Annotated in this window: 16 protein-coding genes and 1 pseudogene; 10 read left to right on the top strand and 7 right to left on the bottom strand. The window is 70.9% G+C overall.

What is annotated here, in order from left to right; genetic code table 11:
* Positions 1-99: 99 nt before the first annotated feature.
* Complete coding sequence (locus L1280_RS07165) at positions 100-1,038, top strand: biotin--[acetyl-CoA-carboxylase] ligase (RefSeq protein WP_253581411.1); 939 nt, start codon at positions 100-102, stop codon at positions 1,036-1,038.
* Positions 1,035-1,613: a biotin transporter BioY gene (locus L1280_RS07160; RefSeq protein ID WP_253581410.1), complete on the top strand. Its 579-nt coding sequence runs from the start codon at positions 1,035-1,037 to the stop codon at positions 1,611-1,613. Before L1280_RS07165 ends, L1280_RS07160 begins: the two co-directional genes overlap by 4 nt.
* 79 nt (positions 1,614-1,692) lie before the next feature.
* Here the strand turns inward: L1280_RS07160 and L1280_RS07155 are convergent, their stop codons facing one another.
* From L1280_RS07155 to L1280_RS07140, 4 genes are all read right to left on the bottom strand, one after another.
* A complete protein-coding gene (locus L1280_RS07155) occupies positions 1,693-3,558 on the bottom strand; it encodes a glycoside hydrolase family 2 TIM barrel-domain containing protein (protein WP_253581409.1) in 1,866 nt (621 codons plus the stop codon).
* Between the two features lie 353 nt (positions 3,559-3,911).
* Positions 3,912-4,991 carry a recombinase RecA gene (gene recA, locus L1280_RS07150; RefSeq protein ID WP_253581408.1) on the bottom strand — a complete coding sequence of 360 codons (1,080 nt, stop codon included), beginning with the start codon at positions 4,989-4,991 and terminating at the stop codon, positions 3,912-3,914.
* Entirely contained in the window at positions 4,988-5,725 is a 738-nt protein-coding gene (thpR, locus tag L1280_RS07145) for an RNA 2',3'-cyclic phosphodiesterase (RefSeq protein ID WP_253581407.1), read from the bottom strand. Before thpR ends, recA begins: the two co-directional genes overlap by 4 nt.
* Complete coding sequence (locus L1280_RS07140) at positions 5,722-6,939, bottom strand: CinA family nicotinamide mononucleotide deamidase-related protein (RefSeq protein WP_253581406.1); 1,218 nt, start codon at positions 6,937-6,939, stop codon at positions 5,722-5,724. Before L1280_RS07140 ends, thpR begins: the two co-directional genes overlap by 4 nt.
* 132 nt (positions 6,940-7,071) lie before the next feature.
* Here L1280_RS07140 and L1280_RS07135 point away from each other — a divergent pair, with 132 nt between their 5' ends.
* The 5 genes from L1280_RS07135 to L1280_RS07115 all read left to right on the top strand — a co-directional run bounded on the left by L1280_RS07135 (position 7,072) and on the right by L1280_RS07115 (position 13,591).
* Positions 7,072-8,457: an NCS2 family permease gene (locus L1280_RS07135; RefSeq protein ID WP_253581405.1), complete on the top strand. Its 1,386-nt coding sequence runs from the start codon at positions 7,072-7,074 to the stop codon at positions 8,455-8,457.
* 218 nt (positions 8,458-8,675) lie between these two features.
* Positions 8,676-10,955: a DNA polymerase III subunit gamma/tau gene (gene dnaX / locus L1280_RS07130; protein WP_253581404.1), complete on the top strand. Its 2,280-nt coding sequence runs from the start codon at positions 8,676-8,678 to the stop codon at positions 10,953-10,955.
* Between the two features lie 64 nt (positions 10,956-11,019).
* Positions 11,020-12,762 (top strand): glycoside hydrolase family 10 protein, encoded by a 1,743-nt coding sequence (locus tag L1280_RS07125; protein ID WP_371922890.1) that lies wholly within the window; start codon positions 11,020-11,022, stop codon positions 12,760-12,762.
* A 60-nt stretch (positions 12,763-12,822) separates the two neighbouring features.
* On the top strand, positions 12,823-13,311 hold the full coding sequence (locus L1280_RS07120) for a flavin reductase family protein (RefSeq protein ID WP_253581403.1): 489 nt from the start codon (positions 12,823-12,825) through the stop codon (positions 13,309-13,311).
* A gap of 10 nt (positions 13,312-13,321) precedes the next feature.
* A complete protein-coding gene (locus L1280_RS07115) occupies positions 13,322-13,591 on the top strand; it encodes a hypothetical protein (RefSeq protein ID WP_253581402.1) in 270 nt (89 codons plus the stop codon).
* Here L1280_RS07115 and L1280_RS07110 read toward each other — a convergent pair.
* Positions 13,578-15,416: an ABC transporter transmembrane domain-containing protein gene (locus L1280_RS07110; protein WP_253581401.1), complete on the bottom strand. Its 1,839-nt coding sequence runs from the start codon at positions 15,414-15,416 to the stop codon at positions 13,578-13,580. The two genes, L1280_RS07115 and L1280_RS07110, sit on opposite strands and share 14 nt — an antisense overlap.
* Before the next feature lie 126 nt (positions 15,417-15,542).
* Between L1280_RS07110 and L1280_RS07105 the strand changes: the two are divergent.
* The 3 genes and pseudogenes from L1280_RS07105 to L1280_RS07095 all read left to right on the top strand — a co-directional run bounded on the left by L1280_RS07105 (position 15,543) and on the right by L1280_RS07095 (position 20,088).
* Positions 15,543-18,620 (top strand): annotated as a pseudogene (locus L1280_RS07105) (type ISP restriction/modification enzyme).
* A 35-nt stretch (positions 18,621-18,655) separates the two neighbouring features.
* Positions 18,656-19,603 carry a GTP-binding protein gene (locus tag L1280_RS07100; protein WP_253581400.1) on the top strand — a complete coding sequence of 316 codons (948 nt, stop codon included), beginning with the start codon at positions 18,656-18,658 and terminating at the stop codon, positions 19,601-19,603.
* 17 nt (positions 19,604-19,620) lie between these two features.
* Complete coding sequence (locus L1280_RS07095; protein WP_253581399.1) at positions 19,621-20,088, top strand: PaaI family thioesterase; 468 nt, start codon at positions 19,621-19,623, stop codon at positions 20,086-20,088.
* Positions 20,089-20,272: 184 nt separating this feature from the next.
* On the opposite strand, the gene csaB is transcribed toward L1280_RS07095, so the two are convergent.
* Together csaB and L1280_RS07085 are read right to left on the bottom strand one after the other, a co-directional pair.
* Positions 20,273-21,244: a polysaccharide pyruvyl transferase CsaB gene (gene csaB, locus L1280_RS07090; protein WP_253581398.1), complete on the bottom strand. Its 972-nt coding sequence runs from the start codon at positions 21,242-21,244 to the stop codon at positions 20,273-20,275.
* A complete protein-coding gene (locus tag L1280_RS07085) occupies positions 21,241-23,175 on the bottom strand; it encodes a DUF5693 family protein (RefSeq protein WP_371922889.1) in 1,935 nt (644 codons plus the stop codon). The genes csaB and L1280_RS07085 overlap by 4 nt, the downstream gene beginning before the upstream one ends.
* Positions 23,176-23,216: the final 41 nt, after the last annotated feature.

The following is a 23,216-nucleotide window of genomic DNA, read 5'->3' as shown; positions in this document are numbered from 1 at the left end:
GGGGTTACGGTTGGGAACCTCCTCCCCGCCGCCGGGCGACCCCCCTCTCTGAACCCGGTTCATTGCCTTTCGTTCAGCCGATCCGTTAGAACGCTGAACGTGCCCGGCCGCCTCCTGCCCCTGCTTACCGACCAGCCCCAGTCCGGGGACGCCCTGGGAGCGCGGCTGGGGGTGAACCGGGTTACCGTGAACACGCTGGCGCGGCGGCTGGAGGGAGAGGGGGTGCCGGTGGTCACGACCCGCGCCGGGTACGCCCTCGTGCCCGGCACGCCCGCGCCGGGGCTGGTGTCCGTGTCCGGCACCTTCGGGCGGGCGCTGCGGTACCGGGGCACCCTGGGCAGCACCCAGGACGAGGTGCGGGCGTGGGCGGACGACCCCCTGCACCCCGCTCCCCACGGCGCGGTCGTGGTGGCCGAGCGGCAGACCGCCGGGCGCGGGCGGCGGGGGCGGACCTGGGATACCGCGCACGGCTCGCTGGTCTTCAGCGTGCTGCTGCACGGGCCGCTGCCCCTGCCCGACCTCTCCCTGATGCCGTTGGCCGCCGGGGTCGCGCTGCATGCCGCGTGCGGGGTGGGCGGGCTGAAGTGGCCCAACGACCTCCTCGCGCCGGATGGCCGCAAGCTCGCCGGGATTCTGCTGGAGGCCGACCTGCGGGGTGAGGAAGCCCGCCGGGCGGTCCTCGGCCTCGGCGTGAACGTGGCCGCCGCACCGCCCGGCGCCGCCCATCTGCACGAGTTCCGCCCGGAGCTGACCCGCGCGGGGCTGCTCTCGCGCCTGCTGGCCGAGCTGGAGCACTGGCTCTCGGCCCTGCCGGAGGAAGTGCTCGCCGCGTGGCGCTGCTCAAATCTCACCCTGGGCCGCGAGGTCCGGATCACGACCGCCCGGGGCGAGGTCTCGGGCACCGCCCTCGATCTGGACGCGGGGGGCAGCCTCCTCGTTCGCCTTCCGGGCGGTGCCACCGTTCCCGTTCACGCGGGCGACGTGCAACTCGTCGGTTCCCTTTCCGCCCCTTCCCGTCCCCAGGAGGACACCCCATGACCCAACTCGCCCACCCCACCCTCGCCCGCACGCTCGTGCCCCGCTCCAGCCTCGTCCGTAACGTGGCGCTCGTCTTGGGGGGCGCGGCCCTCGTCGCCCTCATCGCGCAGGTGGAGATCCCGCTGAAGCCCGTGCCCGTCACCCTCCAGACCCTCGCGGTGCTGCTCGTCGGGGCGGCGCTGGGCTGGAAGCGGGGCGCGGCGAGCATGACGACCTATCTGCTGGCCGGGGCGGCGGGGTTGCCCGTCTTCGCGGGGGGCAGCGCGGGCCTCGCCAAGTTCGCCGGGCCGACGGGCGGCTACCTGCTGAGCTACGTCTTTGCCGCCGCGCTGGTGGGCTGGCTGGTGCAGCGCTACGCCCTGGACCGCAAGTCCGCCGGGGCCGCCCTCGCCATGCTCGCGGCGAGCGCCGTGATCTACGCCTTCGGCCTGACGTGGCTGGGGCTGGTCACCGGCCTGAAGGGGCAGGCGCTCCTGACGGCGGGCCTGACCCCCTTCCTCGTCGGGGACGCGCTCAAGATCGGCCTCGCGGCGCTGCTGCTGCCGGGAGCGTGGGCGCTGGCGCGGCGGCGCTGAGCTGAGGGAAGTTGGGAAAGGGCGGGCGCTCCAGGGGATGGAGGCCCGCCCTTCGCTGTGAGCGGGTGAGGGGTCCTTCCTACGCCTCCGCTTCCTGGGCGGCGCGGTGGGGAGCCAGCGTGTCCTGGCGCTGGCGCCAGCGGGCCGAGTGGCCGAAGGGGTTGGAGAGGGGGTCCACCGCCATCTCGCGGGCGGTGCGCGGTCCCTGGGTGCTGCGGGCCAGGGTCCGCAGATCGGCCTTGGGGCGGCGGTCCTCGTACAGCAGGCCGTTTTTCTCCTGAAAGGTGTCGGCGAGCTGGGTGTAGCAGAAGCCCGAGAGCCCCTCGCAGGCGTGAATCACCGAGAGCAGCAGCGAGTAGTCGCTCAGGAAAGCCGTCTCGCTTTGCGACTGGCTGTAGCCCCAGCCGGTTTGCCGCCCCGGAATGTACGCGATGCCGCCGAACTCGGAGAGGATCACCGGCAGCCCGGCCTCGGGCAGGTGGCCCAGGGTGATGGGGCGGTCGGCGGGCTGCTGGTGCTCGAGGGTCTGGTGGGTGGCTTCGCAGGTCCCGTAGCGGCGCCGCAGCATCTCGGGGTCGTCGGCGTAGTCGTGGATGGTGAGCAGGTCGGTGGCGGTGTGTTCCCAGCCGTCGTTGCCGATCACCGGGCGGCTGGGGTCCAGCGTCTTGGTGAGGTGGTAGAGCGCCCGGACGTAATCGCGGTGGGCGGGGTTGTTGGGCAGGTCGGGCACCCCCCACGACTCGTTGAAGGGCACCCACGCCACGATGCAGGGGTGCGACATGTCGCGCTCCAGCACCTCCAGCCATTCGTGCGTGAGCCGACCGACCGCCTCGGGCGTGAAGCGGTAGGGGCTGGGCATCTCCTCCCACACCAGCAGCCCCAGCACGTCGCACCAGTACAGCCAGCGCGGGTTTTCGATCTTCTGGTGCTTGCGGGCGCCGTTGAAGCCGAGTTGCCGCGCGAGTTCCACGTCGCGGCGCAGTTCCTCGTCGGTGGCGGCGAGCAGGCCCTCCGGCCAGTAGCCCTGGTCCAGCACCATCCGCAGGTAGTAGGGCCGCCCGTTGAGCAGGAAGCGGTTGCCCGACACGCCCACCGAGCGCAGCGCCGCGTAGCTGTGCACCCGGTCGAGCAGAACCTCGCCGCGCCACAGTTCCACGCAGGCCCCCAGCAGTTGCGGGTGCCCCGGACTCCACAGCAGCTCGTTGCGGAAGTCGTCGATGCCGGGGTCGGCCAGCGAGAGCTGCCGGGCCATGTGCAGGTGCGTCACGGCGTAGCGGTCATCGATCAGCAGTTCGTTGCCGCGCCACAGCCGCACCCGCAGGGTCAGGTCCGGCCCCAGCTCGCCCTGAAGCACGGCCCGCACCCCGATCTGCCAGCGTTGCATGTCGCTGGTCCAGGTCAGGCGCTCCAGATACGTCTCGGGCACCGGCTCCAGCCACACGGGTTGCCAGATGCCGGTCGTGCGGGGATACCAAATCGAGTGCGGCTCGCGCTGCCAGTCCTGCTTGCCGCGCGGCTGGGTCAGGTCGTGGGGATCGTCCTCGGCCCGCACCACCACCTCCAGCGTGGGGCTGAAGGCCGCCTGCCGGGTCACCTCCGCCGTGAAGGGCGTGTGCCCCCCCTCGTGCTCGGCCACCAGTTCGCCGTTCACCCACACGCGGGCGCGGTAGTCCACCGCCCCGAAGTGCAGCAGCAGCCTTCCGACCCGTTCGTGGGCGTCCAGCACCACCGTGCGGCCGTACCACACCACCCGGTGAAAGTCCTGATCGTGAATCCCGCTGCGCGGGCTTTCGGGCGGGTAGGGCACCACGATCTCGCGGTCGAACACCACTTCCTCGGGGTGCGACCACTGCGCGGCGTCGTCGAAGGCAAAGCGCCAGGACCCGCCGAGGTCGCGCCAATGCTCGCGCTCCAGCAGCGGGGTGGGGTGGGTGGAATAGGGCACGCGGGAACTCCTGGGGTGGGGGGAGTGGGGGCGGGGCCGGGGGGCGGACTGGGTGGAGATGGCCCACGCTACACGGTTGGGCGGGGGGGAGTGGGGGGTGGGTCACGGGGCGGCCGGAGAATGAAAAAGCCCCACCTTCACTCGGGTGGGGGCTTCGTCTTGGGGCGGGTTGTGGGTGTGTCTCCCGTGCGGAGACCCCGCCCGAAGGATGGTCCCAGTGTGGCCGTCCGGCCCCAGCGGGGCATCCGCCGAAAGGGGGAGGGGGCGGGTAGGGGAGATGGCGGGGCTTGCCCCATGCCAAGCGCCCCTGCCCGGAAGATGGGCAGGGGCGCTGACGTGTGGAGGCTGTGGGTTTATTCCGCGACGGCGGGCACGCTCGCCACCGCGCCCACGTCCCCGGCGCGGCCTTCCTTGATGGCCGAGAGAACGCGCTCGCGGATCTCGGCTTCCAGCTCGGGGCGCTCGGCGATGTAGGCGATGGCCTTTTCCTTGCCCTGGCCGATGCGGTCTTCCCCGTAGGAATAAAAGGACCCGGCCTTCTTGATGATGTCCATGTCGGAGGCCAGCGTCACGAGGTCGGAGAGCTGGTCGAAGCCCTTGCCGTACATCAGGGTCAGCTCGACCTCCTTGAAGGGGGGCGCGACCTTGTTCTTCACGGTCTTGACCTTCACCGTGTTGCCCACGGCGTCGTTGCCCAGCTTGACGGGCTGGCCGATCTTGCGCACGTCGAGGCGTACGCTGGAGTAGAACTTCAGCGCCCGGCCGCCCGTGGTGGTCTCGGGGTTGCCGTACATCACGCCGATCTTCTCGCGCACTTGGTTGATGAAGATGGCGGCGGTGCCCGTCTTGGAGAGGATCGCGGTGAGCTTGCGCAGGGCTTGAGACATCAACCGGGCCTGGAGGCCGGGCAGCGAGTCGCCCATCTCGCCCTCGATCTCGGCGCGGGGGGTCAGCGCGGCGACCGAGTCCACGACGACCACGTCGATCGCGCCCGAACGCACCAGCAGCTCCATGATCTCCAGCGCCTGCTCGCCGTTGTCGGGCTGCGAGACCAGCAGCTCGTCGGTGCTCACGCCGAGGCTGCGGGCATACACGGGGTCGAGGGCGTGCTCGGCGTCGATAAAGGCGCAGGTGCCGCCCGCCTTCTGGGCCTGCGCGATGATGCTCAGGGCCAGCGTGGTCTTGCCGCCCGACTCGGGGCCGTAGATCTCGGTGATGCGCCCGCGCGGAATGCCGCCCACGCCCAGCGCGAGGTCAAGGCTGAGGCTGCCGGTGCTGACCGCCTGCACGTCGAGCTTGCTCTCGGCGCCCAGCCGCATGATCGACCCCTTGCCGAAGGCCTTCTCGATCTGGGTCATGGCCGTTTCGATGGCCTTGGTGCGTTCCTTGCTGTCGCCGGGGGTGCCGAAGTCCTTGGGGTTGTCCTTGCTCATGGGGTCTCCTGGGAGGGGGAAGGGGCGGAGGGCGTCATGTCTTCGGTGGCTGCCGGAGGCGGGCTGCTGGCCTCGCCCCTCAGCCGGAAGGTGCTCACGGTGTCGTAGATCGGGCCGGTCTTACGGAGGGTGCTGCGAATCAGCGCCATATTCCCTGCCTGCCAGCCCAGATCGAAGAGAAGCGGGGGCACGCGCGGCGCCGGACCCTTCTTGCGGGCCAGCGTGACGTGCGCCTTGAAGGGGAGGTCGTCGGTGGCGATGCCCAGTTCTTTCAGGCCCATCCGCAACTCGGCCGCTAGCTCGTTGAGCCCCTCGGCTTCCGCCTTCACGAACCAGACGCGCGGGCTGCCCTCGTTGGGAAAGTAGCCGGTGCCGCGCAGCCGAACCTGCATGGGCGGAAGATTCTCGGTGAGCCGCGTGCCCAGCCGCTTGAGGTCGGCCACCCGGTCCGGCGGGACAGCGGGCAGATACGCGAGGGTGATGTGCAGTTGGTCCGCCCGCACCGCCCGCCAGTTGCCGCGCAGGTGCCGCTGCGACTCGGCCAGCGGGGCCGCCACGTCGCCGGGGACCTTGAACGCGAAAAAGAGGCGGAGGGTCTGGGGGGCGTGTGGCCTGTCGCCCGTGGCCTGTGGAGGGGTGGGGCGGGGCTTGGGGTCCGGCCGGGGAGCCTCAGCTTTGACCTTGACCTCCTCCAAGGGCGGCGCGACGGGCTTGGGCGTCTTGCGAATCTTCATGCGCTCACCGCCGCCGGGCGCAGCACGCGCAGGGCCAAGGCCAATGCAGCGACGGCCGCCCGCTCCCGAATCTGCGCGGCGTCACCCGGCCAGTCCAGCGCCCGGACCTCGGCCCGCTCCCCGTCGCTGAGGGCGACGAAGGTGCGGCCCGCGCCTTCTCCCTTTGCGGCGGTCACGACCGCGAGGCCCACCTCGGCCCCCAGGTGTTCCCGCGCTCCCCGTGCCAGTTCCAGCGCGGCGGGTTCGCTCACGACCCCGTGGTCGCGCAGGGTCACCGGAGTCAGGCCCAGCGTGATCAGGCGGGCGTGGTCCACCGTGACGGCGGCGTCCAGAAAGCCGGGTTCGTCGGCCAGCAGGGAGGAGAGTGCCCCGCCGCTTCCGGCCTCCACCACGCCCAGGGTGCGCCCGGCGAGTGCGCTGGTGACCGCTCCGGCCAGCGTGTCGCCGTCCTCGCCCCAGACCCAGCGGGCGAGGCGTTCGCGCACAGTCGCCAGCACCGGGGCGGCGAGGGCCTGCGCTCCTTCCAGCGTGGGGGCACTCGCCGCGACCCGCACGTCCACCCCGGTCTTGCGGGCATAGGTGGCGACGCTGGGATTGGCCGCCCGCGTCAGCTCGCCCAGCAGCTCGGCCACGTTGCTCTCCCCGATGCCCTGGGTGTGCAGGGTGACCGCGTGCAGGGCCGAATCCGGCAGCGGCAGCCGGGGCAGCACCTGCTCGCGCCACATCCGGTGCATCTCGCGCGGGGGACCGGGCAGGGCGACGATGAAGCGTTCCCGGCCTTCCACTTTCGTCCGCACGAACCACCCCGGCGCGGTGCCGACCGGGTTGGGCAGCGCCTCGGCCGAAGGGATCAGCCACGCCTGCTTACGGTTCACGGCGGGCATCACCCGGCCCCGGCTGGAATACAGGCCCTCCAGCCACGCGATCAGGGCCGGGTCCTCCTGCGGCGTTTCGCCCAGCACGGCGGCAATCGCCTCCCGCGTGAGGTCGTCGTCGGTGGGGCCGAGGCCGCCGCCCACGATCACGAGGTCGGCGCGGGAGAGGGCCAGCCGCAGCCCTTCAGACACCCGGCCCAGGTTGTCGCCCAGCACCGTCTTGCGGTGCAGCGTGACGCCCCGCCCGGCGAGTTCGCGGGCGAGGAATGCGGCGTTGCTGTCGACGATTTCGCCGAGCAGCAGCTCCGTTCCCACGCTGATAATTTCTGCTAGCAGCATAACAACCTCGGCTGAGTATAGGCGATAGCGAAGCCATGTACCAGGGGGATCACCGCCCGAGTGTAGGGGGTGGCGGGGGGTGAACTGGGGGAGTTGCGACGCGGGTTTCACGGGGGCTTCATAGTGGAGGCCGTGACGACGACTCCAGCTTCGACGGGCGGGTTTCTCGACCGCTACTTCGGCCTCCGGGCGGCGGGCAGCACGGTGGGCACCGAGGTGCGGGCGGGCCTGACCACCTTCTTGACCATGAGCTACGTGCTGTTCGTGAATCCGCAGATTCTGGGCACGGCGATCCAGGTCCCCAATGCCTTCGTGCAACTGCTGATGACCACCGCCATCGCCGCCGCGTTCGGCTCGCTGGCGATGGGGCTGGTAGCGAAGTACCCGTTCGCGCAGGCGCCGGGCATGGGCCTGAACGCGTTCTTCGCCTTCACGGTGGTGGGGGGGCTGGGGGTGCCGTGGCAGACGGCGCTGGGGGCGGTCTTCATCTCGGGCGTGTTGTTTGTGCTGCTCAGCGTGCTGGGCGCCCGGCAGGCCATCGTGCGGGCGATTCCCAACGTGCTGAAGTTCTCCATCACGGCGGGGATCGGGGCCTTTCTGGCCTTTATCGGGCTGCGGAATGCCGGGATTGTGGTGGCGAACGAGGCGACCATCGTCGGCCTGGGCCGCCTGACCGCCGCGCCGTCGGTGGTGGCCTTGACCGGACTCGTCATCACGGCGGCGCTGCTGGCCCGGCGGGTCAAGGGCGCGATTCTGTGGGGCATCCTGGCGGCCACGGTGCTTGCCATCGTCCTCCAGCTTCCCGTGTACGTGGGCGCGAACGGGCAGCCCGCGCCCTTCAGCGGCTTTACCGGGCGCTTCCTGGGCATCTTCGACACCCCGGTGTGGCCCGCCTCGCTGATCGGGCAGCTCGATATCGCCGGAGCGCTGGGGCTGGGGCTGCTCAGCGTGGTGTTCACCTTCTTTTTCGTGGACTTCTTCGACGCGACCGGAACCCTGACGGGCCTCGCGCAAAAGGCCGGGTACCTGAACGAGCAAGGCGACATGCCCCGCGCCCGGCGCGTCTTTGCGATGGACGGCCTCGCGGCGATGTTCGGGGCCTTGATGGGCACCTCGACCACGACCGCCTACGTGGAATCGGCGTCGGGCATCGAGGACGGGGGCCGCACCGGGCTGACCGCCGTGGTGGTGGGCGTGCTGTTCCTCCTCGCCATGTTCCTGTGGCCGCTGGCGAGCGCAATCCCCGCCGCCGCGACCGCGCCCGCCTTGATCTTGGTCGGGGCGCTGATGCTCGAGGGCCTGCGCCACGTCAACTGGGACGACGTGACCGAGAGCATTCCCGCCTTCTTGACCATCATCGCCATGCCGCTGACCTTTTCCATCGCCAACGGGGTGAGCTGGGGCGTGATCAGCCTGTGCGGCATCAAGCTGCTGTCGGGCCGGGGCCGCGAGGTGCATCCCATCCTGTACGGGGTGGCCGTGCTGCTGCTGGCGCGGTACATCTGGCTTTCGGAGTAACGGGAATTGGAAGTTGGGGGCGTCCTGCAGGGCGCTCCTTTTGCGTGGGGCGCATGGAACCTGCCCCCCCTCACCCCCCGGCCCGGAGGCCCCGGCTACACTGACTGAGTGAAGGGCAACGACGCGGGGCGCAGCATGAGGTCGGACGAAAAATATCGGTGGAGACGGCAACTTTGCCGCCTCGCCCCCGCTTCCGCTGCGTGCCCCCAGGAGTGCCCATGAGCGCCATCTACCAACGTGCCCGGCCCATCCGCTGGGATCAGGTGGTCGGACAGGAACACGTCAAGGACGTGCTGAAAACCGCGCTGGAGCAGGGGCGGGTGGGCCACGCCTACCTCTTTTCCGGGCCGCGCGGGGTGGGCAAGACGACCACCGCCCGCCTGATCGCCATGACGGCCAACTGCACCGGGCCGAGTCCGAAGCCCTGCGGCGAGTGCGAGAGCTGCCTCGCGGTGCGGGCGGGGTCGCACCCCGACGTGCTGGAGATTGACGCGGCGTCGAACAACTCGGTGGACGACGTGCGCGACCTGCGCGAGAAGGTCTCCCTGGCGGCCATGCGCGGCGGCAAGAAGATCTACATCCTCGATGAGGCGCACATGATGAGCCGGGCGGCCTTCAACGCCCTGCTCAAGACGCTGGAGGAGCCGCCCAGCCACGTCATCTTCATCCTGGCGACGACCGAGCCGGAAAAAATCATTCCGACGATCCTCTCGCGCTGCCAGCATTACCGCTTTCGCCGCCTGACGCCGGAGGAAATCGCGGGCAAGCTTGCGGGGCTGGCCCAGCGCGAGGGCATGACGGCCGAGCCGGAAGCCCTGAACCTGATCGGGCGGCTGGCCGACGGCGCCATGCGCGACGGCGAGAGCCTGCTGGAGCGGATGCTCGCGGCGGGGACGGCGGTCACGAAAGCGGCGGTCGAGGACGCCTTGGGACTGCCCCCCGGCGAGCGGGTGCGGGGCATCGCGGGGGCGCTGGTGCTGGGGGACGCGGCGACGGCTCTTCAGGGCGCGGCGGCGCTCTACCGCGAGGGCTTCGCGGCACGGACGGTGGTGGAGGGACTGGTCGCGGCCTTCGCGGACGCCCTGCACGCCGAGCTGGGGCTGGAGGGGCAGGCGCTGGAGGGCGCCGACGTGCCCCGGCTGCTGAAGCTGCAAGCCGCGCTGGACGAGCAGGAGTCACGCTTTGCCCGCTCGGCGGACGGCCTGAGCCTGGAACTGGCGCTGACCCACGCCCTCCTCGCGGCGGATGGGGGAGGGGCGACCAGTGCTCCCGCTGGAGCTGCCGCCGCATCCTCCGTTCCGGCCGATGTGACGCAGCGCCTGAGCCGCTTGGAACGTGAGCTGGCCGAGTTGCGAACTTCGGGGGTGCGGGCGGGTCCGGCACCGACCCAGGAGGCTCCGGCCCCCCAGCCCACGGCGCGGCGGTCCGCTCCGGCGACGCCCCCGCCCATTCAGGAGGCCCCAGTGTCTGCCCCCGTCCCCGTGCAGGGCAACTGGGCGGACGTGACCCGGCAGGCGTCCATGCAGCTCCGGGCCTTTCTCAAGCCTGCCCGGATGCACGCCGAACCCGGCTACGTGAGCCTGAGCTACGACGAGAAGAACGCCTTCCACGCCAAGCAGATCGCCTCAAAATTCGACGAGGTGGCCACGCTGGTGCTGAAGGTCTTCGGCCCGGTGACCTTCGAACTCGTCGCGCCCGAGGGCGGGCGGCGGGTGCGGCTGGGGGGTGGCGGGGACGGTCCGGGGCCGGGAGGCGGTGGTGGGGGAGGGGGCGTGTCGCCGTCCCCTGGACCGGCGCCCGCCAGCCCTCCTCCCGCACGGGCGGCGGCGCCAAAGGCGGATATCCCCGCTTTCGAGCCGTCCCCCCGCCCCCGCGCCTCACGGGGGCCGGACTTCGCCCCGGTGGAGCGGGCGGCACCGGAGAAGCCCGTTGCCCAGGCCGCGCCCCAGGCCCGCGCGGCGACCGCCACTCTGGACGCTCCCCCACCCGCGCCCCTACGTCCCGCCCCACCCCCCAGTCCCGACGACGTGGCGCCCGCGCCGCTCGCTGAGTCCGGTCCCGCCCCCTGGGAGGACGACCACGCCGCCGACCCGCCCCCCCCGCCCGAGGGCGCACAGGGTGGGGACCGGGTGGCCCCGCCGGGCGCGTCCCGCGAGCTGTACATCGTGGAGGAGGTGACCCAGGAGCCCGACTGGGACGACATCGGCGGTTCGGTGGACGGGCCAGCGCCCTCGCTGGAGGACGCCCCCTTCGCGGACGTGGTGTCTGCGCGACCAGCGCCCACCCCGCGCCCGGCGGTCCCGGCCCCCGCACCTGCCCAGGCCGCCCCCTCCCGCCCCGGCGACATCCGCGCCCATCCCCTATACGAGGAGATCAAAGGCCGCTTTTCGGGCCGTGTGCGCGAGATCGGCAAAAACCGCCGTGTCCAGGCCGCCGCTGCCGATGCGCCGGGAGCGGACGACGAGGGTGAGGCCGAAGGCCCCGAGGCCCAGACCTAGCACCGCAACAGGCCCCTGCCTTCACCCGCCCGCCCTGGCCCCTGCGCTACGCTGCCCGCACACCGTGAAGACCTTGTCCCCCGTGCGCCTTGCCCTGCCCTTGACCCTGCTGCTCGCGGGAGCGGTGCTCCCCGTGGCGGGGGCGACCGCGCCTACGCCCGAGCCTCTGCCGCCTGTCCCTGCGCCGGTGGTGCCCGCCCCGGCTCCGGTGGACCCCGCGCCCCCGGCGACGCCCGCCGAACCGGCCCCCGTGCAGCCCGCTCCCGTCCCTCCAGCGCCGGTGGTTCCGGCTCTCCCAGCGGCGCCCGTGGCCTCGCCGCTGGCTCCACCGGTGTCGGTGCCCGTCGTCCCGGCTCCCGTGCCGCCCGCCCCCACCCAACCCGCGCCCATCAGCACCGTGCGCGGCCTGTGGGTGGACGCGTTCGGGCCAGGGCTCAAGACGCGGCAGCAGGTCGCGCAGGTCGTGGAGGACGCCGCGCGGCTGGGGGTCAATACCCTCTTCGTGCAGGCGGTGCGGCGGGGCGACTGCCTGTGCCTGCGGGCCAGCGTGCCGCCCATCACCGACAAGGACTTCGAGAAGAACTTCGACCCCCTGACCATCGTGACCCGGCTGGCGCACGCGCGGGGCATGCGGGTGATCGCCTGGGTCAGCGTGACGGGCGGGGTCAACGCCCGCGTGCCCAACACCAGCCCCCGCCACGTCTCGCGGCTGCACGGCCCGACCGCCGGGGCCAACTCGTGGATGTCCCGCCGCCCGGACGGCTCCTGGCAGGAGGGCGGCGACGGCTGGCTCGACCCGGCCATTCCCGCCGCCGCCGACCACATGGTCGAGTCGGTGGTCAGCCTCGTCCGCAACTACCCGGTGGACGGCGTGCAGCTCGACCGCATCCGCTACCCCGACGGCGGCGCGTGGGGCTACGACCCCAAGACGCTGGCCCGCTACCGCGCCGAGACGGGCACCAAGGGCACGCCCGCCGCCTCCGACCCGCGCTGGCAGGCCTGGAAGCGCGAGCAGGTCACGGCGCTGGTGCGCCGCGTCAGCCTGGAGGTCAAGGCCGTGCGCCCGACCGCCTGGGTCACCGCCGCGACCATCACCTACGGGGCACCGCCCGCGCCGGGCGACCTCGCGGCCTTCCGCAAGTCGCGCACCTACACCGACGTGTTGCAGGACTGGCCGACCTGGATGCGCGAGGGCTACCTCGACCTCAATGTCCTGATGAACTACAAGCGTGACACGGTGGGCGAGCAGGGCGAATGGCTGGACGGCTGGAACGCCTTTGCCGCCAGCGTGCGCGGCCGCGCCGAGGTCGCGGGCGGCACGGCCCTGTACCTCAACACGCCCGCCGTGACCGCCTCGCAGGCCCGGCGCACGGTCGCCACCGGGCTGGGGTGGGTGGGCTACTCCTACCGCACGCCCACCCTGGACGTGTACGGCACCCGCCAAAGCACCGGGCAGGGGCTGGAGGCGATTCGCGCGGCCCTCACCGCGCCGGGCGGGGCGCTGGCGGGCCGGGTGGACTGGCAGGTCAAGCCGCCGACCCTGCGGGGACTCTCCGGGCGAATTGTGGGGACCTCCGTACTGGGGGGCCGGGCGGTGGAAGCCGTGCAGGGCGCCAAGGTCGTTGCCCGGACCACCACGGATGGGGGCGGGCACTACGGGTTCCTGACGCTGCCCGCCGGACCGGTCGAGGTCCGGGTTGGAGGGCAGCGGTGGGCCGAGGCGGTGCCGGAGGTCGGCGTGGTGCGGCTGCCGGACCTGCTGGTGCGGGATTCGGTGGCGGCTCCGGCGGCGAGTGGGAAGCGGTAGGGGCCTTTACCTTCACCCCACGGGAAGTCGGCTGAGGCCACCCCCCGCTACACTCACCCCATGACCACTCCCGCCCACGACGGTATTCCCCCCTTCGAGTTCCGGCAGACGCTGGGGCGCTTTGCCAGCGGCGTGACCGTCATCACGGCGGCGGACGGGGACGAGCGGCGGGGCATGACGGCGAGTGCGTTCGTGTCGGTCAGCCTGACCCCGCCGCTGATTCTGGTCAGCGTGGACCACCGCGCCCAGATGCACGCGCTGCTCTCGCGGCCCGAGGTGGGGCGCTTCGGCGTCAGCGTCCTCTCTGCCGCGCAGCGCCACCTCAGCGACCACTTCGCCGGGCGGCCGGGTCCCGAGGAGGCGGTGCCGTGGTTTACCCACGAGGGCCTGCCCCTGATCGGCGGCAGCGTGGCGCAGCTCGTGTGCCGCAAGCAGGAGGTCATCCCGGCAGGCGACCACACCCTCTACCTCGGGCTGGTCGAGTACGCCCGCTACACCGACGACGACCCGCTGGTCTACTTCCGGGGCCAGTACCACGAGCTGGTCTGAGGAGCGGCCGATGCCTTCCTACGCCCCCCAACTCGTGGTCGCCCTCGCGCTGGCGGGGCTGACCTTCTTCGTGTCCTATCCCTGGAGCATCGGGGGCGGGCGCAGCGTGGACGCGCTGGACGCCTTTTTACTGGTCTTCGCGCTGGTCAATCTGCGGCTGGCGTGGTCGGCCGCGAATACAGCCAACGGGGGCCGGGCGCCCGCGTGGTTCGCCCTGCTGGGGCTGGGCACGGCGGCCCTGATCGCCACCGGGATGATTGGCGCCCTCACTCCGCGTTGACGGGTTCGGCGGGCAGCGGCAGGTCGTCCGGCCACTCGCCCGGCAGCGTGCCGTCCAGCCCCCGCGCGGCCCGTTCCAGCGCGGCATAGGCGCCGTCCCGCGCCCGCAGCACGTCGGGTGGACCGTCCTCCACCACCCGGCCCCCGTCGAGCACGAGCACCCGGTCGGAGGTCCGCGCGAGGCTGAGGCGGTGGGTCACGATCAATGCCGTTCGCCCACGCATCAGCCGCCCCAGGGCCGCCACCACGACGGCCTCGCTCTCGGCGTCCACGGCGCTGGTCGGCTCATCGAGCAGCAGCACAGTGGGCCGCGCGAGCAGCGTCCGCGCGATGGCGAGGCGCTGGCGCTGGCCCCCGCTGAGCCTGACCCCACGCTCGCCTACCACCGTGTCCAGTCCCTGCGGCAACGCCTGCACGAAAGCAAGCGCGTAGGCGGCCTCCAGCGCCCCCTCGACTTCCGCGTCGCCAGCGTCCGGGCGGGCGTAGCGCACGTTTGCCAGCACCGTGTCGTGGAAGAGGAAGGTGTCTTGCGGCATGGTGACGGCGTGGGTGCGGAGGCTCTCCAGCGTGAGGTCGCGCACGTCCATTCCGTCCAGCAGGACGCGGCCTTCCAGCGGGTCATGCCCACGCGGGACCAGCGAGAGCAGTGTGCTTTTGCCCGCTCCCGACGGCCCCAGCACGGCTACCCGCTGCCCCGCCGGAATGGTCAACGTCACGTCGCGCAGCACCGGGCGGGCGGGGTCGTAGCCGAAGGTCACGCCTTCAAAGCGCACCTCCCCCCGCGCCGGTTCGGGGAGGGGACGCGCACCGGGACGCTCGGCCACCGCCACGGGCGCGTCGAGCACCTCGAAGACCCGCCGCCCGCTCGCCTCGGCGCGTTGCAGGAGGTCCCCGATATTCACGAGGTCGTCGATCGGGCCGTAGAAGTAGCGACCGTAGCCCCGGTACGCGAGCAGGCCGCCCAACGTGAACTGCCCCGCCAGAATCAGCCACGCGCCGCCCCCCAGCATGATCACGTTGCCGAAGTTCGCCACGAAGCGGGCCAGTGGAAAGGCGCGGTTGCGCAGGGCGACGGCCTTCACCTGCTCCGCATACAGCTCGCCCGCGAGCGCCGCGACCCGGTGTTCCTCCGCCGCCTCCCGCGCGAAGCCCTGCACCACCCGCACCCCGCCCAGGCGGTCGGTGATCAGCGCCGTGAGGTCCCCCAGCCGGGTCCGCGCCGCTCGGTAGGCGGGCCGCACCGTCCGGGCGTAGCGCCGCAGCATCAGCGCGACGGCCAGCATGGGCAGCGTGACGAGCACGCCGAGGAGCGGTTGCAGCGCGATGAAGATGGCGACCACGCCGATCAGCCTTAGCGCATTCGCCAACACCGCGTCCGTCCCGCGCACCAGCACGTCTTGCAGGGCGTCCACGTCCCCGGTCACGCGGGCGATCAGGTCTCCGGTGCGCTGCGATTCGAAGTAGCTCGCGGACTGGCCCTGAAGCTTGCGGTACACCGCCAACCGGAGGTCCAGCGTGAGCTGTTGCCCCGCCCGCTCCAGCAGCAGCCCGCGCCACGCGGAGAGGAGCTGTTGTAGCCCGAACATGCCGACGAGCAGGGCAAGCTGCCACCCGATCAAGGTCCAGTCCCGCGCCGGAATTCCCTGATCCACCACCCGAATCCACACCAGCGGCGGATACAGCTCGGCGGCCACGCTGCCCACCAGCAGCAGCAGGCCCAGCCCCACCGTGCGGCGGTAGGGCGTGAGCAGGCCGTAGAGGCGGCGGGTCACGCCGGGGCCGAGCGTGGCGGGGCCTGCGCTCTGGGGATTGGGGCTGGGGGGCACGGGGAAGAGGGTAGCGCGGGGGGAGGTAGGCGGCGGGGGTGCACGGTGGCCCCCTCCCCCCTTGCTCCCTGCCGCCCCCCGCAACCCTGCCCCCGCCCCGTTTCCCCGCACCCTATCTTGCCGGGCATGTCCCTTCAGCTCGTCCGCAGGTTTCAAAAAAGGCTCGAAGACGCCGTGCAGTTCGGCGGCACGCGCAACGAGACGAGCGTGCGCGGGGCCTTTCAGGGCCTGCTGACCGAGTGGGCCGAGGCCCAGAGCGATCCCCTGCGGCTGGTGCCCGAGGTGGGGTACCGTCCGCCCGGCCAGAAGAACACGGTCTACCCCGACGGCACCCTCAAAGACGCCCTGCAACAGCCGCGCGGCTTCTGGGAGAGCAAGGACGAGGCCGACACGCTGGACCATGAAATCGAGAAGAAGTTCGCCAAGGGGTACCCGCGCGACAACATCCTCTTTGAGGACAGCCGCACCGCCGTCTTGATTCAGCATGGCGAGGAGGTCCGGCGCGTGCCGATGGACGACGCCGAGGCGCTCGCGGGATTGCTGACCACCTTCTTCGCCTTCGAGCCGCCGCAGGTCACCGAGTTCCGGCGGGCCATCGAGCAGTTCCGGGCCGAGATGCCGCACCTGCTGGGCGTGTTGCGGGAGGCCATCGCCGCCGCCGGGGACAACCCCGACTACCGGCGCGAGCTGGGCGCCTTTGTCGAGCTGGGGCGGGAAGCCATCGACCCCGAGTTCCGGGCCAAGGACGCGGGCGAGATGCTGATTCAGCACATCCTGACCGGGGACCTCTTTCGCAGCGTCTTCGACAACGCCCAGTACCACGAGGACAACAACATCGCCCAGCAGCTCGGGCGGCTGGCCGACACCTTTTACAAGGGCCAGATCAAACGCGACGTGACCGGGCGAACCCGGCGCTACTACGGCGCGATCAACGCCGCCGCCGCCCAGATCGCCGACCACCACGAGAAACAGCGGTTCCTGAAGGTCCTGTACGAGAACTTCTACCGCGCCTACAACCCCGCCGGGGCCGACCGCCTGGGCATCTTCTACACCCCCGGCGAGATCGTGCGCTTCATGGTAGCGGCCACCGACGCCCTGCTCGACCGCCACTTCGGCAAGGCGCTGAGTGACCCCGGCGTCGAGATTCTGGACCCCGCCACCGGCACGGGCACCTTTATCACCGAGCTGATCGACTACCTGCCGCGCAACAGGCTGGAACACAAGTACGCCCACGACCTGCACTGCAACGAGCTGGCGCTGCTGCCCTACTACATCGCCAACCTGAACATCGAGGCCACCTACGCCCAGAAGATGGGCTACTACGCCGAGTTCCGCAACATCGTCCTCGTCGATACCCTCGACAACACGGGCTTCGGCGTCGCCAGTGCCCAGGAGTCGCTGTTCGGCGGCGTCAGCGCCGAGAATCTGGAGCGGGTCAAGCGGCAGAACGCCCGCCCGCTGCGCGTCATCATCGGCAACCCGCCCTACCGCGCCAACCAGGCCAACGAGAACGACAACAACAAGAACCGCGAGTACCGCGAGATCGACCGCCGCATCAAGGAAACCTACGTCGCCGCCAGCCGCGCCCAGAAAACCAAGCTCTACGACATGTATTCCCGGTTTCTGCGCTGGGCCACCGATAGGCTCAAGGACGACGGCATCGTCGCCTTTGTCATGAATCGCAGCTTTATCGACAGCCGCACTTTCGACGGCTTTCGCAAGGTCGCCGCCGAGGAGTACACCCACATCTATGTCATCGACCTCGGCGGCGACGTGCGGGCCAACCCCCGGCTCAGCGGCCCCAGGCACAACGTCTTTGCCATTCAGACGGGCATCGCCATCGCCTTTCTGGTCAAGGCGACGCCCACCAAGCGGCGCCGCGCCGAGGCCAGGGCGCAGCCCGCCGTGATCGAGTACGTCCGCCGCCCCGAGATGGACACCGCCCGCCAGAAGCTGGAGTGGCTCGCCACCACCCCTTTCGAGGACGTGGACTTCGAGCGCATCCGCCCCGACGCCAAGCACAACTGGATCGGGCAGGCCGAGCACGGGTGGGAGGAGTTCCTGCCTGTGGCGGATAAGCAAACGAAGCAGGCGAAGGTGGAAGGGCAAGAGCAGGCAATTTTCAAGCTGTATTCGTTGGGAGTGGTAACAGCGAGAGATGAGTGGGTTTTTGACTTCAGTAAGAGGTCATTAGGAGGCAAAGTTGAGTATTTAACGGCGTATTATAATAGTCAGATGGGAGGGAGCTACGAAGACGACAGAGTGATAAAATGGTCCCGTGCAGTGAAAAGCAAGTTGCTAAAAGGTGTGATCTTTGGATTTCATGCTGATAAGATAGTCCGTGCGCTTTACAGACCATACCAACTTCTTGAATTTTATTATGACGAGAACCTTAACGAAATGCAGTATCAAAATAGATTTATATTTCCCGAAGGATCAGATAAAAACCTTCTTATTGCGTTCAACAGCTTTAATAATGTACGTTGGGATTGTCTATAATCTAAATATGTTCTAGATTATAACTGTCTCTACGGCGGCGCTCAATGCCTCCCCCTCTACCGCTACTCAGGCGGCGAGCGCATTCCCAACATCACCGACTTTGCCCTGAAAGCCTTCCAAAGCCATTACGCCGACGCCAGCATCAGCCGGGAGGACATCTTTCATTACGTCTACGCGGTGCTGCACCACCCGGCGTACCGCGAGAAGTACGCGCTGAACTTGCGCCAGGAGTTTCCGCGCGTGCCCTTTTACCCGGATTTCGGGCGCTGGGCAGGCTGGGGCCGCGAGCTGATGGCGCTGCACGTGGACTTTGAATCGGCGGACCCCTACCCGCTGGAGCGCGTGGAGGTGCCGCCGAAAGGGGACACGCCCGAAGCGCGGGCGCTGGCGGCGCGGGGACGGCTGAAGGTGGTGCGGGACGCGGCGAAGGTGCCGACCGGGGCGATAGAGCTCGACGGCCTGACGACCCTGCGCGGGGTGCCGCCTGCGGCGTGGCGCTACCGCCTGGGCAACCGCTCGGCGCTGGAATGGGTGCTGGAGCGCCACAAGGAGACGGCACCCAAAGACCCGACCATCCGCGAGCGGTTCCATACCTACCGCTTTGCCGACCACAAGGAACGGGTCGTGGACCTGCTCGCCCGCGTGACCACCGTGAGCGTGGAGACGGTGCGGATTCTGGGGGAAATGCCGCCGGAGACGGTGTAGGGGGGCAGGCCCCGGCCCCCGCTATCCTCGGTCCCATGATCCCGCCCGGCGCCCGCCCCGACGACCGCATTCCCGTCCTCGTGATCGGCGGCTTTCTGGGCGCGGGCAAGACCACGCTGGTGAACCACCTGATTCGCTCGCTGCCCCACCGCCTCGGCGTGATCGTGAACGAGTTCGGGGCCACGGGCGTGGACGGCGGCCTGATCGAGCGCCTTCAGGACGACGTGACCGAACTGACCGCCGGATGCCTGTGCTGCACGGGCCGGGACGATCTGCTGCGGGCGCTCGTGACCATCGGGCTGCGCGAGCACAGGCCCGACGCCGTGCTGGTGGAGCTGAGCGGGGTGGCGGACCCCACGCCCGTGCTGACCACCCTGCTGGAACGCTCCGTGCGGGCGGCCTTCCGGGTGACCACGCTGGTCGCGGTGGTGGACGCCCGGCACGTCCTGACCACCCTGCGCGAGCACCCCGAGGCGGCGCGGCAACTCGCCTACGCCAACGTGATCGTGCTGAACAAGACCGACCTCGCGGACCCGGTGCGCCTGACCTACGCCGAGGACGTGCTGCACGGGGTCAACCCCCTCGCCCGCGTGGTGCGGGTGGAACAGGGACAGGTGGACGCGGACGCGCTGCTCGCCCGCGACGACTTCGACCCCCGTGCCCTGGAGGGGGCCGCGCCCGTCACCCACACGCCGGGCCTGACCTCCTTCACCCTGCGCTCGGAGGCGCCGCTGGACCCCTACCGCTGGCAGCGCTTCCTGACCGACCTGATTCTCTCGCGCCCCGCCGAGGTGCTGCGGGTCAAGGGGACGCTCTCGCTCGCGGGCTACCCGCACCCGGTGCTGTTTCAGGCTGTGCGCGACCTTTTCACCGCCGACGCCTGGGAGGGCGAGCCGGGGGCGTCCGAACTCGTCTTGATCGGGCGGGGGCTGGACCGGGCGGAGTACGGGGCGGCGTGGGCGGGGTGCGTGGCGGAAGCCTGAGCGCCTATCCTGCCCCCATGACCCTCCACCCGGATCTTCACCTGCCTGGCCCCGACGAGCTGGACACGCTGACGCCGGAGGAACTGGCGTCTCGCATGAATGGCCTGTCCGGCACCCTGGGCCAGCGGCTGGGCATCGAACTGCTCACCGCCTCGCGGGAGCGCCTGACCGCCCGGATGCCGGTGGAGGGCAACCGCCAGCCCGCCGGACGGCTGCACGGGGGAGCCAGCCTCGCGCTCGCGGAGGAACTCGCCAGCATCGGCACCTGGCTGAATCTGGACGTGCGGCGGCAGGTCGGCGTCGGCGTGGACGTGAGCGGCACCCATATGCGCGGCGTTTCGGAAGGCTGGGTCACCGCCGAGGCTGGCCTGGCCTACCGGGGCCGCACGGTGATGGTCTGGACGGTGGAGGTCCGCGACGAGCGGGGCCGGACGACCACGCTGGCGCGGTGCACCTGCAACGTGGTGACGCACGGGGCAGGGTAGGGGACCCCTCACCCCGCTGCTGACGCAGCGCTCCTCTCCCCGAGGTAGAGGGGTCGCATAGCAACAAAAGCTCCTCCCCTTGAGGGGGGAGGCTGGGACTGGCCCAGCTCCGCAGGAGAGGGGGTGAGCAGGTCCGGCGTCCCAAAGTCGGTGAATTGCTCAAGGCACCATCCAAGAGCGAACCCTACACCCCCAGCGCCCACCCGAAGCTCTCCCGCGCCCGCCCTTTCATCTCCGCCACCGCGCCCCAGTCGGGAGCGGTGCGGGCCAGGGCCTGGGTGCTCAGCGTGTCCACGCCGGGCGTGACCGGGTGGGCGGGTGCCCCTGCGTCCGCGCAGAAGCCCGCGACCTTGGGGTCGTAGGCCACCCCCGCGAAGGGCACTCCGGCGGCGGCGGCCAGGATCACCGCGTGCAGCCGCACCCCGATCACGAACCCGGAAGCGGCGATGGCGTCCAGCGCCTCCTGCGGGTCGCGGGTGCTCAGCACGTGGTCGGCCCCGAGGGCCTGCGCCGCCGCGTCATCGTGGCTCGGCATGAAGCTCAGAGCGGTCACGCGGCGGCCCTCTGCCCGCAGCCGCCGCACCGTCTCGGCCAGCGCCGGGGCGGCCGCCGTCACGTCCCCGCGTGGGGCGACGATCACGTGGGCGGGGTCGGGCGTCAGGCCCGGCGTGGGCGCGAGGAGCAGCGCCGGGTCGCCGCCCAGCCGTCCCTCCAGCCCCAGCCCCCGCAGCGTCTCCAGGCTGCCCCGGTCGCGCACGATCAGGGGTACGCCCCTCAGCGCCGAGGCCACCTTGCGCCCCCCCTCCTCGCTGAGCGGGCCGACGCTCTGGTTAAAAACCACCACACGCTTGCCCAGCGCCTGCGCCAGCCGGATGACGCCGAGGTAATAGGTCAATGTCCGGGCACTCGTCCCGTCCTGCAAGAGCCCGCCGCCGCCCGAGAGCAGCACCTGGGAGCGGGCCAAAGCGCCCACCAGTCCCAGCGGCTGCATCCGGGGCGCACTCTCGCTCCCGTAGGTCTGCGCCGTCTCGCTGGGCGTGTTCGACAGCAGCAGCGGCGTGTGCCCGGCGGCCTTCAGCTCCCGCGTGATCGCCAGGGCGATGGCCTCGTCCCCTGTATTCCCGAACCCGTAATACCCGCTGACGGCGACCCTCACGCCCGGCTCTCCCCGCTGGTCGCTGGCGGCTGGCGGCTGGCCCCTCTCGCTCCCCACGTCTGCCACAGCCGCAGCAGGTACTTCACGACCGGAATGGCGATGAGTCCCAGCAGCAGCCCTGCCCCCAGCCCGATAAAGCAGCGGGCGGCGCTGATCAGCAGCGGCGTGTGGAAATGCGAGAAGGTGTTCAGGATGCTCGCCTGCCCCACCACGCCGCCCAGAATCAGCAGCGGGCTGAAGTAGCCCGGCAACACGCCGCTCAGGCCCACGAGGGCGAGCGGATGCCCGGCGAGTTCCTTGAACCGGGGTCGCACGATGGAGTCCTGGAGACCCTGCCGCAGTTGCGCCTCGGCGTCGCTCACGCCGACCGCGCTGACATTGCCCCGGCGCAGGAAGACCAGCGCGAAGACGGCCAGCCCCAGCCCCATCACGGCGATGTCACCCAACCGGATGGGCGAGTTGTAGAGGTCCCGCGCCGTCTTCCGCAGGTCCTGCCGGGGCAGAAAGCTCAGGGCCACCAGCACCAGCGGCACCAGCAGGGTCAGGCCCACGCCCCGGAAGGGTTCCAGGCCCAGCACGCTCTCGCGGCTGGCCCCCAGCGCCGAGACGAACAGCACGCCGACGAGCGAGAGGCCCGTCGCCAGGAACCAGTCGGTCACCTTGGAGCGCCGCAGCACCAGCCCCAGCGCCGGAAAGGTCACGGCGGCGAGCAGCGCCGCGCCCGCGAAGGGCTGGAACCCGTCCAGGCTGTTCAGCGCGAACGCCAGCAACGTCACCCCCGCCATGACCAGCAGGCCCAGCCGGGGCAGCGGGAAGCTCAGCGCCAGCAGCAGGGCAGCGGCGAGCGGCCCCAGCAGGCTCAGCCAGCGCAGGGTGGGGTTCGGCGCGTAGGGGCGCACCTCGGGCGTGCCGACCGTCAGGCCGGAGCGCTCCAGCAGCTCGGAGGTGCGGCGCAGCAGGGCTTCCGTCTCGTTCACCGTGGGGTAGGGGCGCAGGTACAGCAGGCGGTGGCCGCGCTCGCGGGCGGCGAGGTTGTACTTGCTGGCGACCTCCTCCGGCGCGAGGCGGTTTTGCCATGACGGGTTCATGGCGAAGGTCCGCACGCCCCCCCGGTCCTCGATCAAGGTGTCGAGGCCGCGCTGGTCCGAGCCTTCCACCAGGGCGGGCAGGCGACTGCCCATCGCCCGGTCGATCTGCGCGAGGCGCTCCGGTGTCCGTGCCCCGATCACCTCGTCCCCGGTAAAGGCGACGAAGGGCACGTCGGGCCAGTCCGCGCCGGGAGCCTTGACCGCCACGTCGTCGTAGGGGCGGTAGACGGTCACGAGGCCCTGCCGCCCCAGGTCCGCGATCAGTTCGGTGTTCGGCCCGGCGGGCAGGAAGGAGGGATCGGTGGGCCACTCCAACCACGTCTGCCCGGCGATCTGCACCTCCCGCGTGGGGATGGTGTAGCGTTCGGCCAGTCCGTCGAGCGCTCCCGGCCGCAGCGCCCGCATGTAGACCCACTGCGGATTCACGTTCTCGCCGGGATTCTCGGCGGCGAGGTCGGCGCCCCGCTTCACGTACAGGTCGCCGCGCTGCTCGCGGTTGCCGATCACGTCCTCGTAGACGGCGACCCCGTTGACCCCCAGCGCCTTGTAGCGGTCCAGCAGCGCCTGCGGGGTCAGGCCCACCCGCTGCGCCTGCACCGCCAGCGCCGGGTAGTCCATCACCAGCGCGACCGTCTTCTCGCCCCGCTCGTAATTCACCCGGTCCCAGGCCAGCAGCAGCGCCGGAATCAGCGAGAGCAGAATCACCCCCAGCAGCGGCCACGTCAGGCGGTGGCGACTCGCAGGCGGCAGCGGCGTGGCCGGGGCCAGCGCTCCCCCCGGTGCGGGCGGCGGCGTGAGGTCGGGGCGGACGGACGGCGACGGGGTCGGGGCGGGGTCGGTCACGGGGTCATCCTAGGGGGCGCGGGTGAGGGGAGAGGCGAGGG

Origin of the sequence: Deinococcus sp. HSC-46F16 (assembly GCF_024171495.1) — a bacterium.
Lineage (GTDB): Bacteria > Deinococcota > Deinococci > Deinococcales > Deinococcaceae > Deinococcus.
Note: the sequence above shows the minus strand (reverse complement) of the source record. Positions and strands in the feature narration are given on the sequence as shown.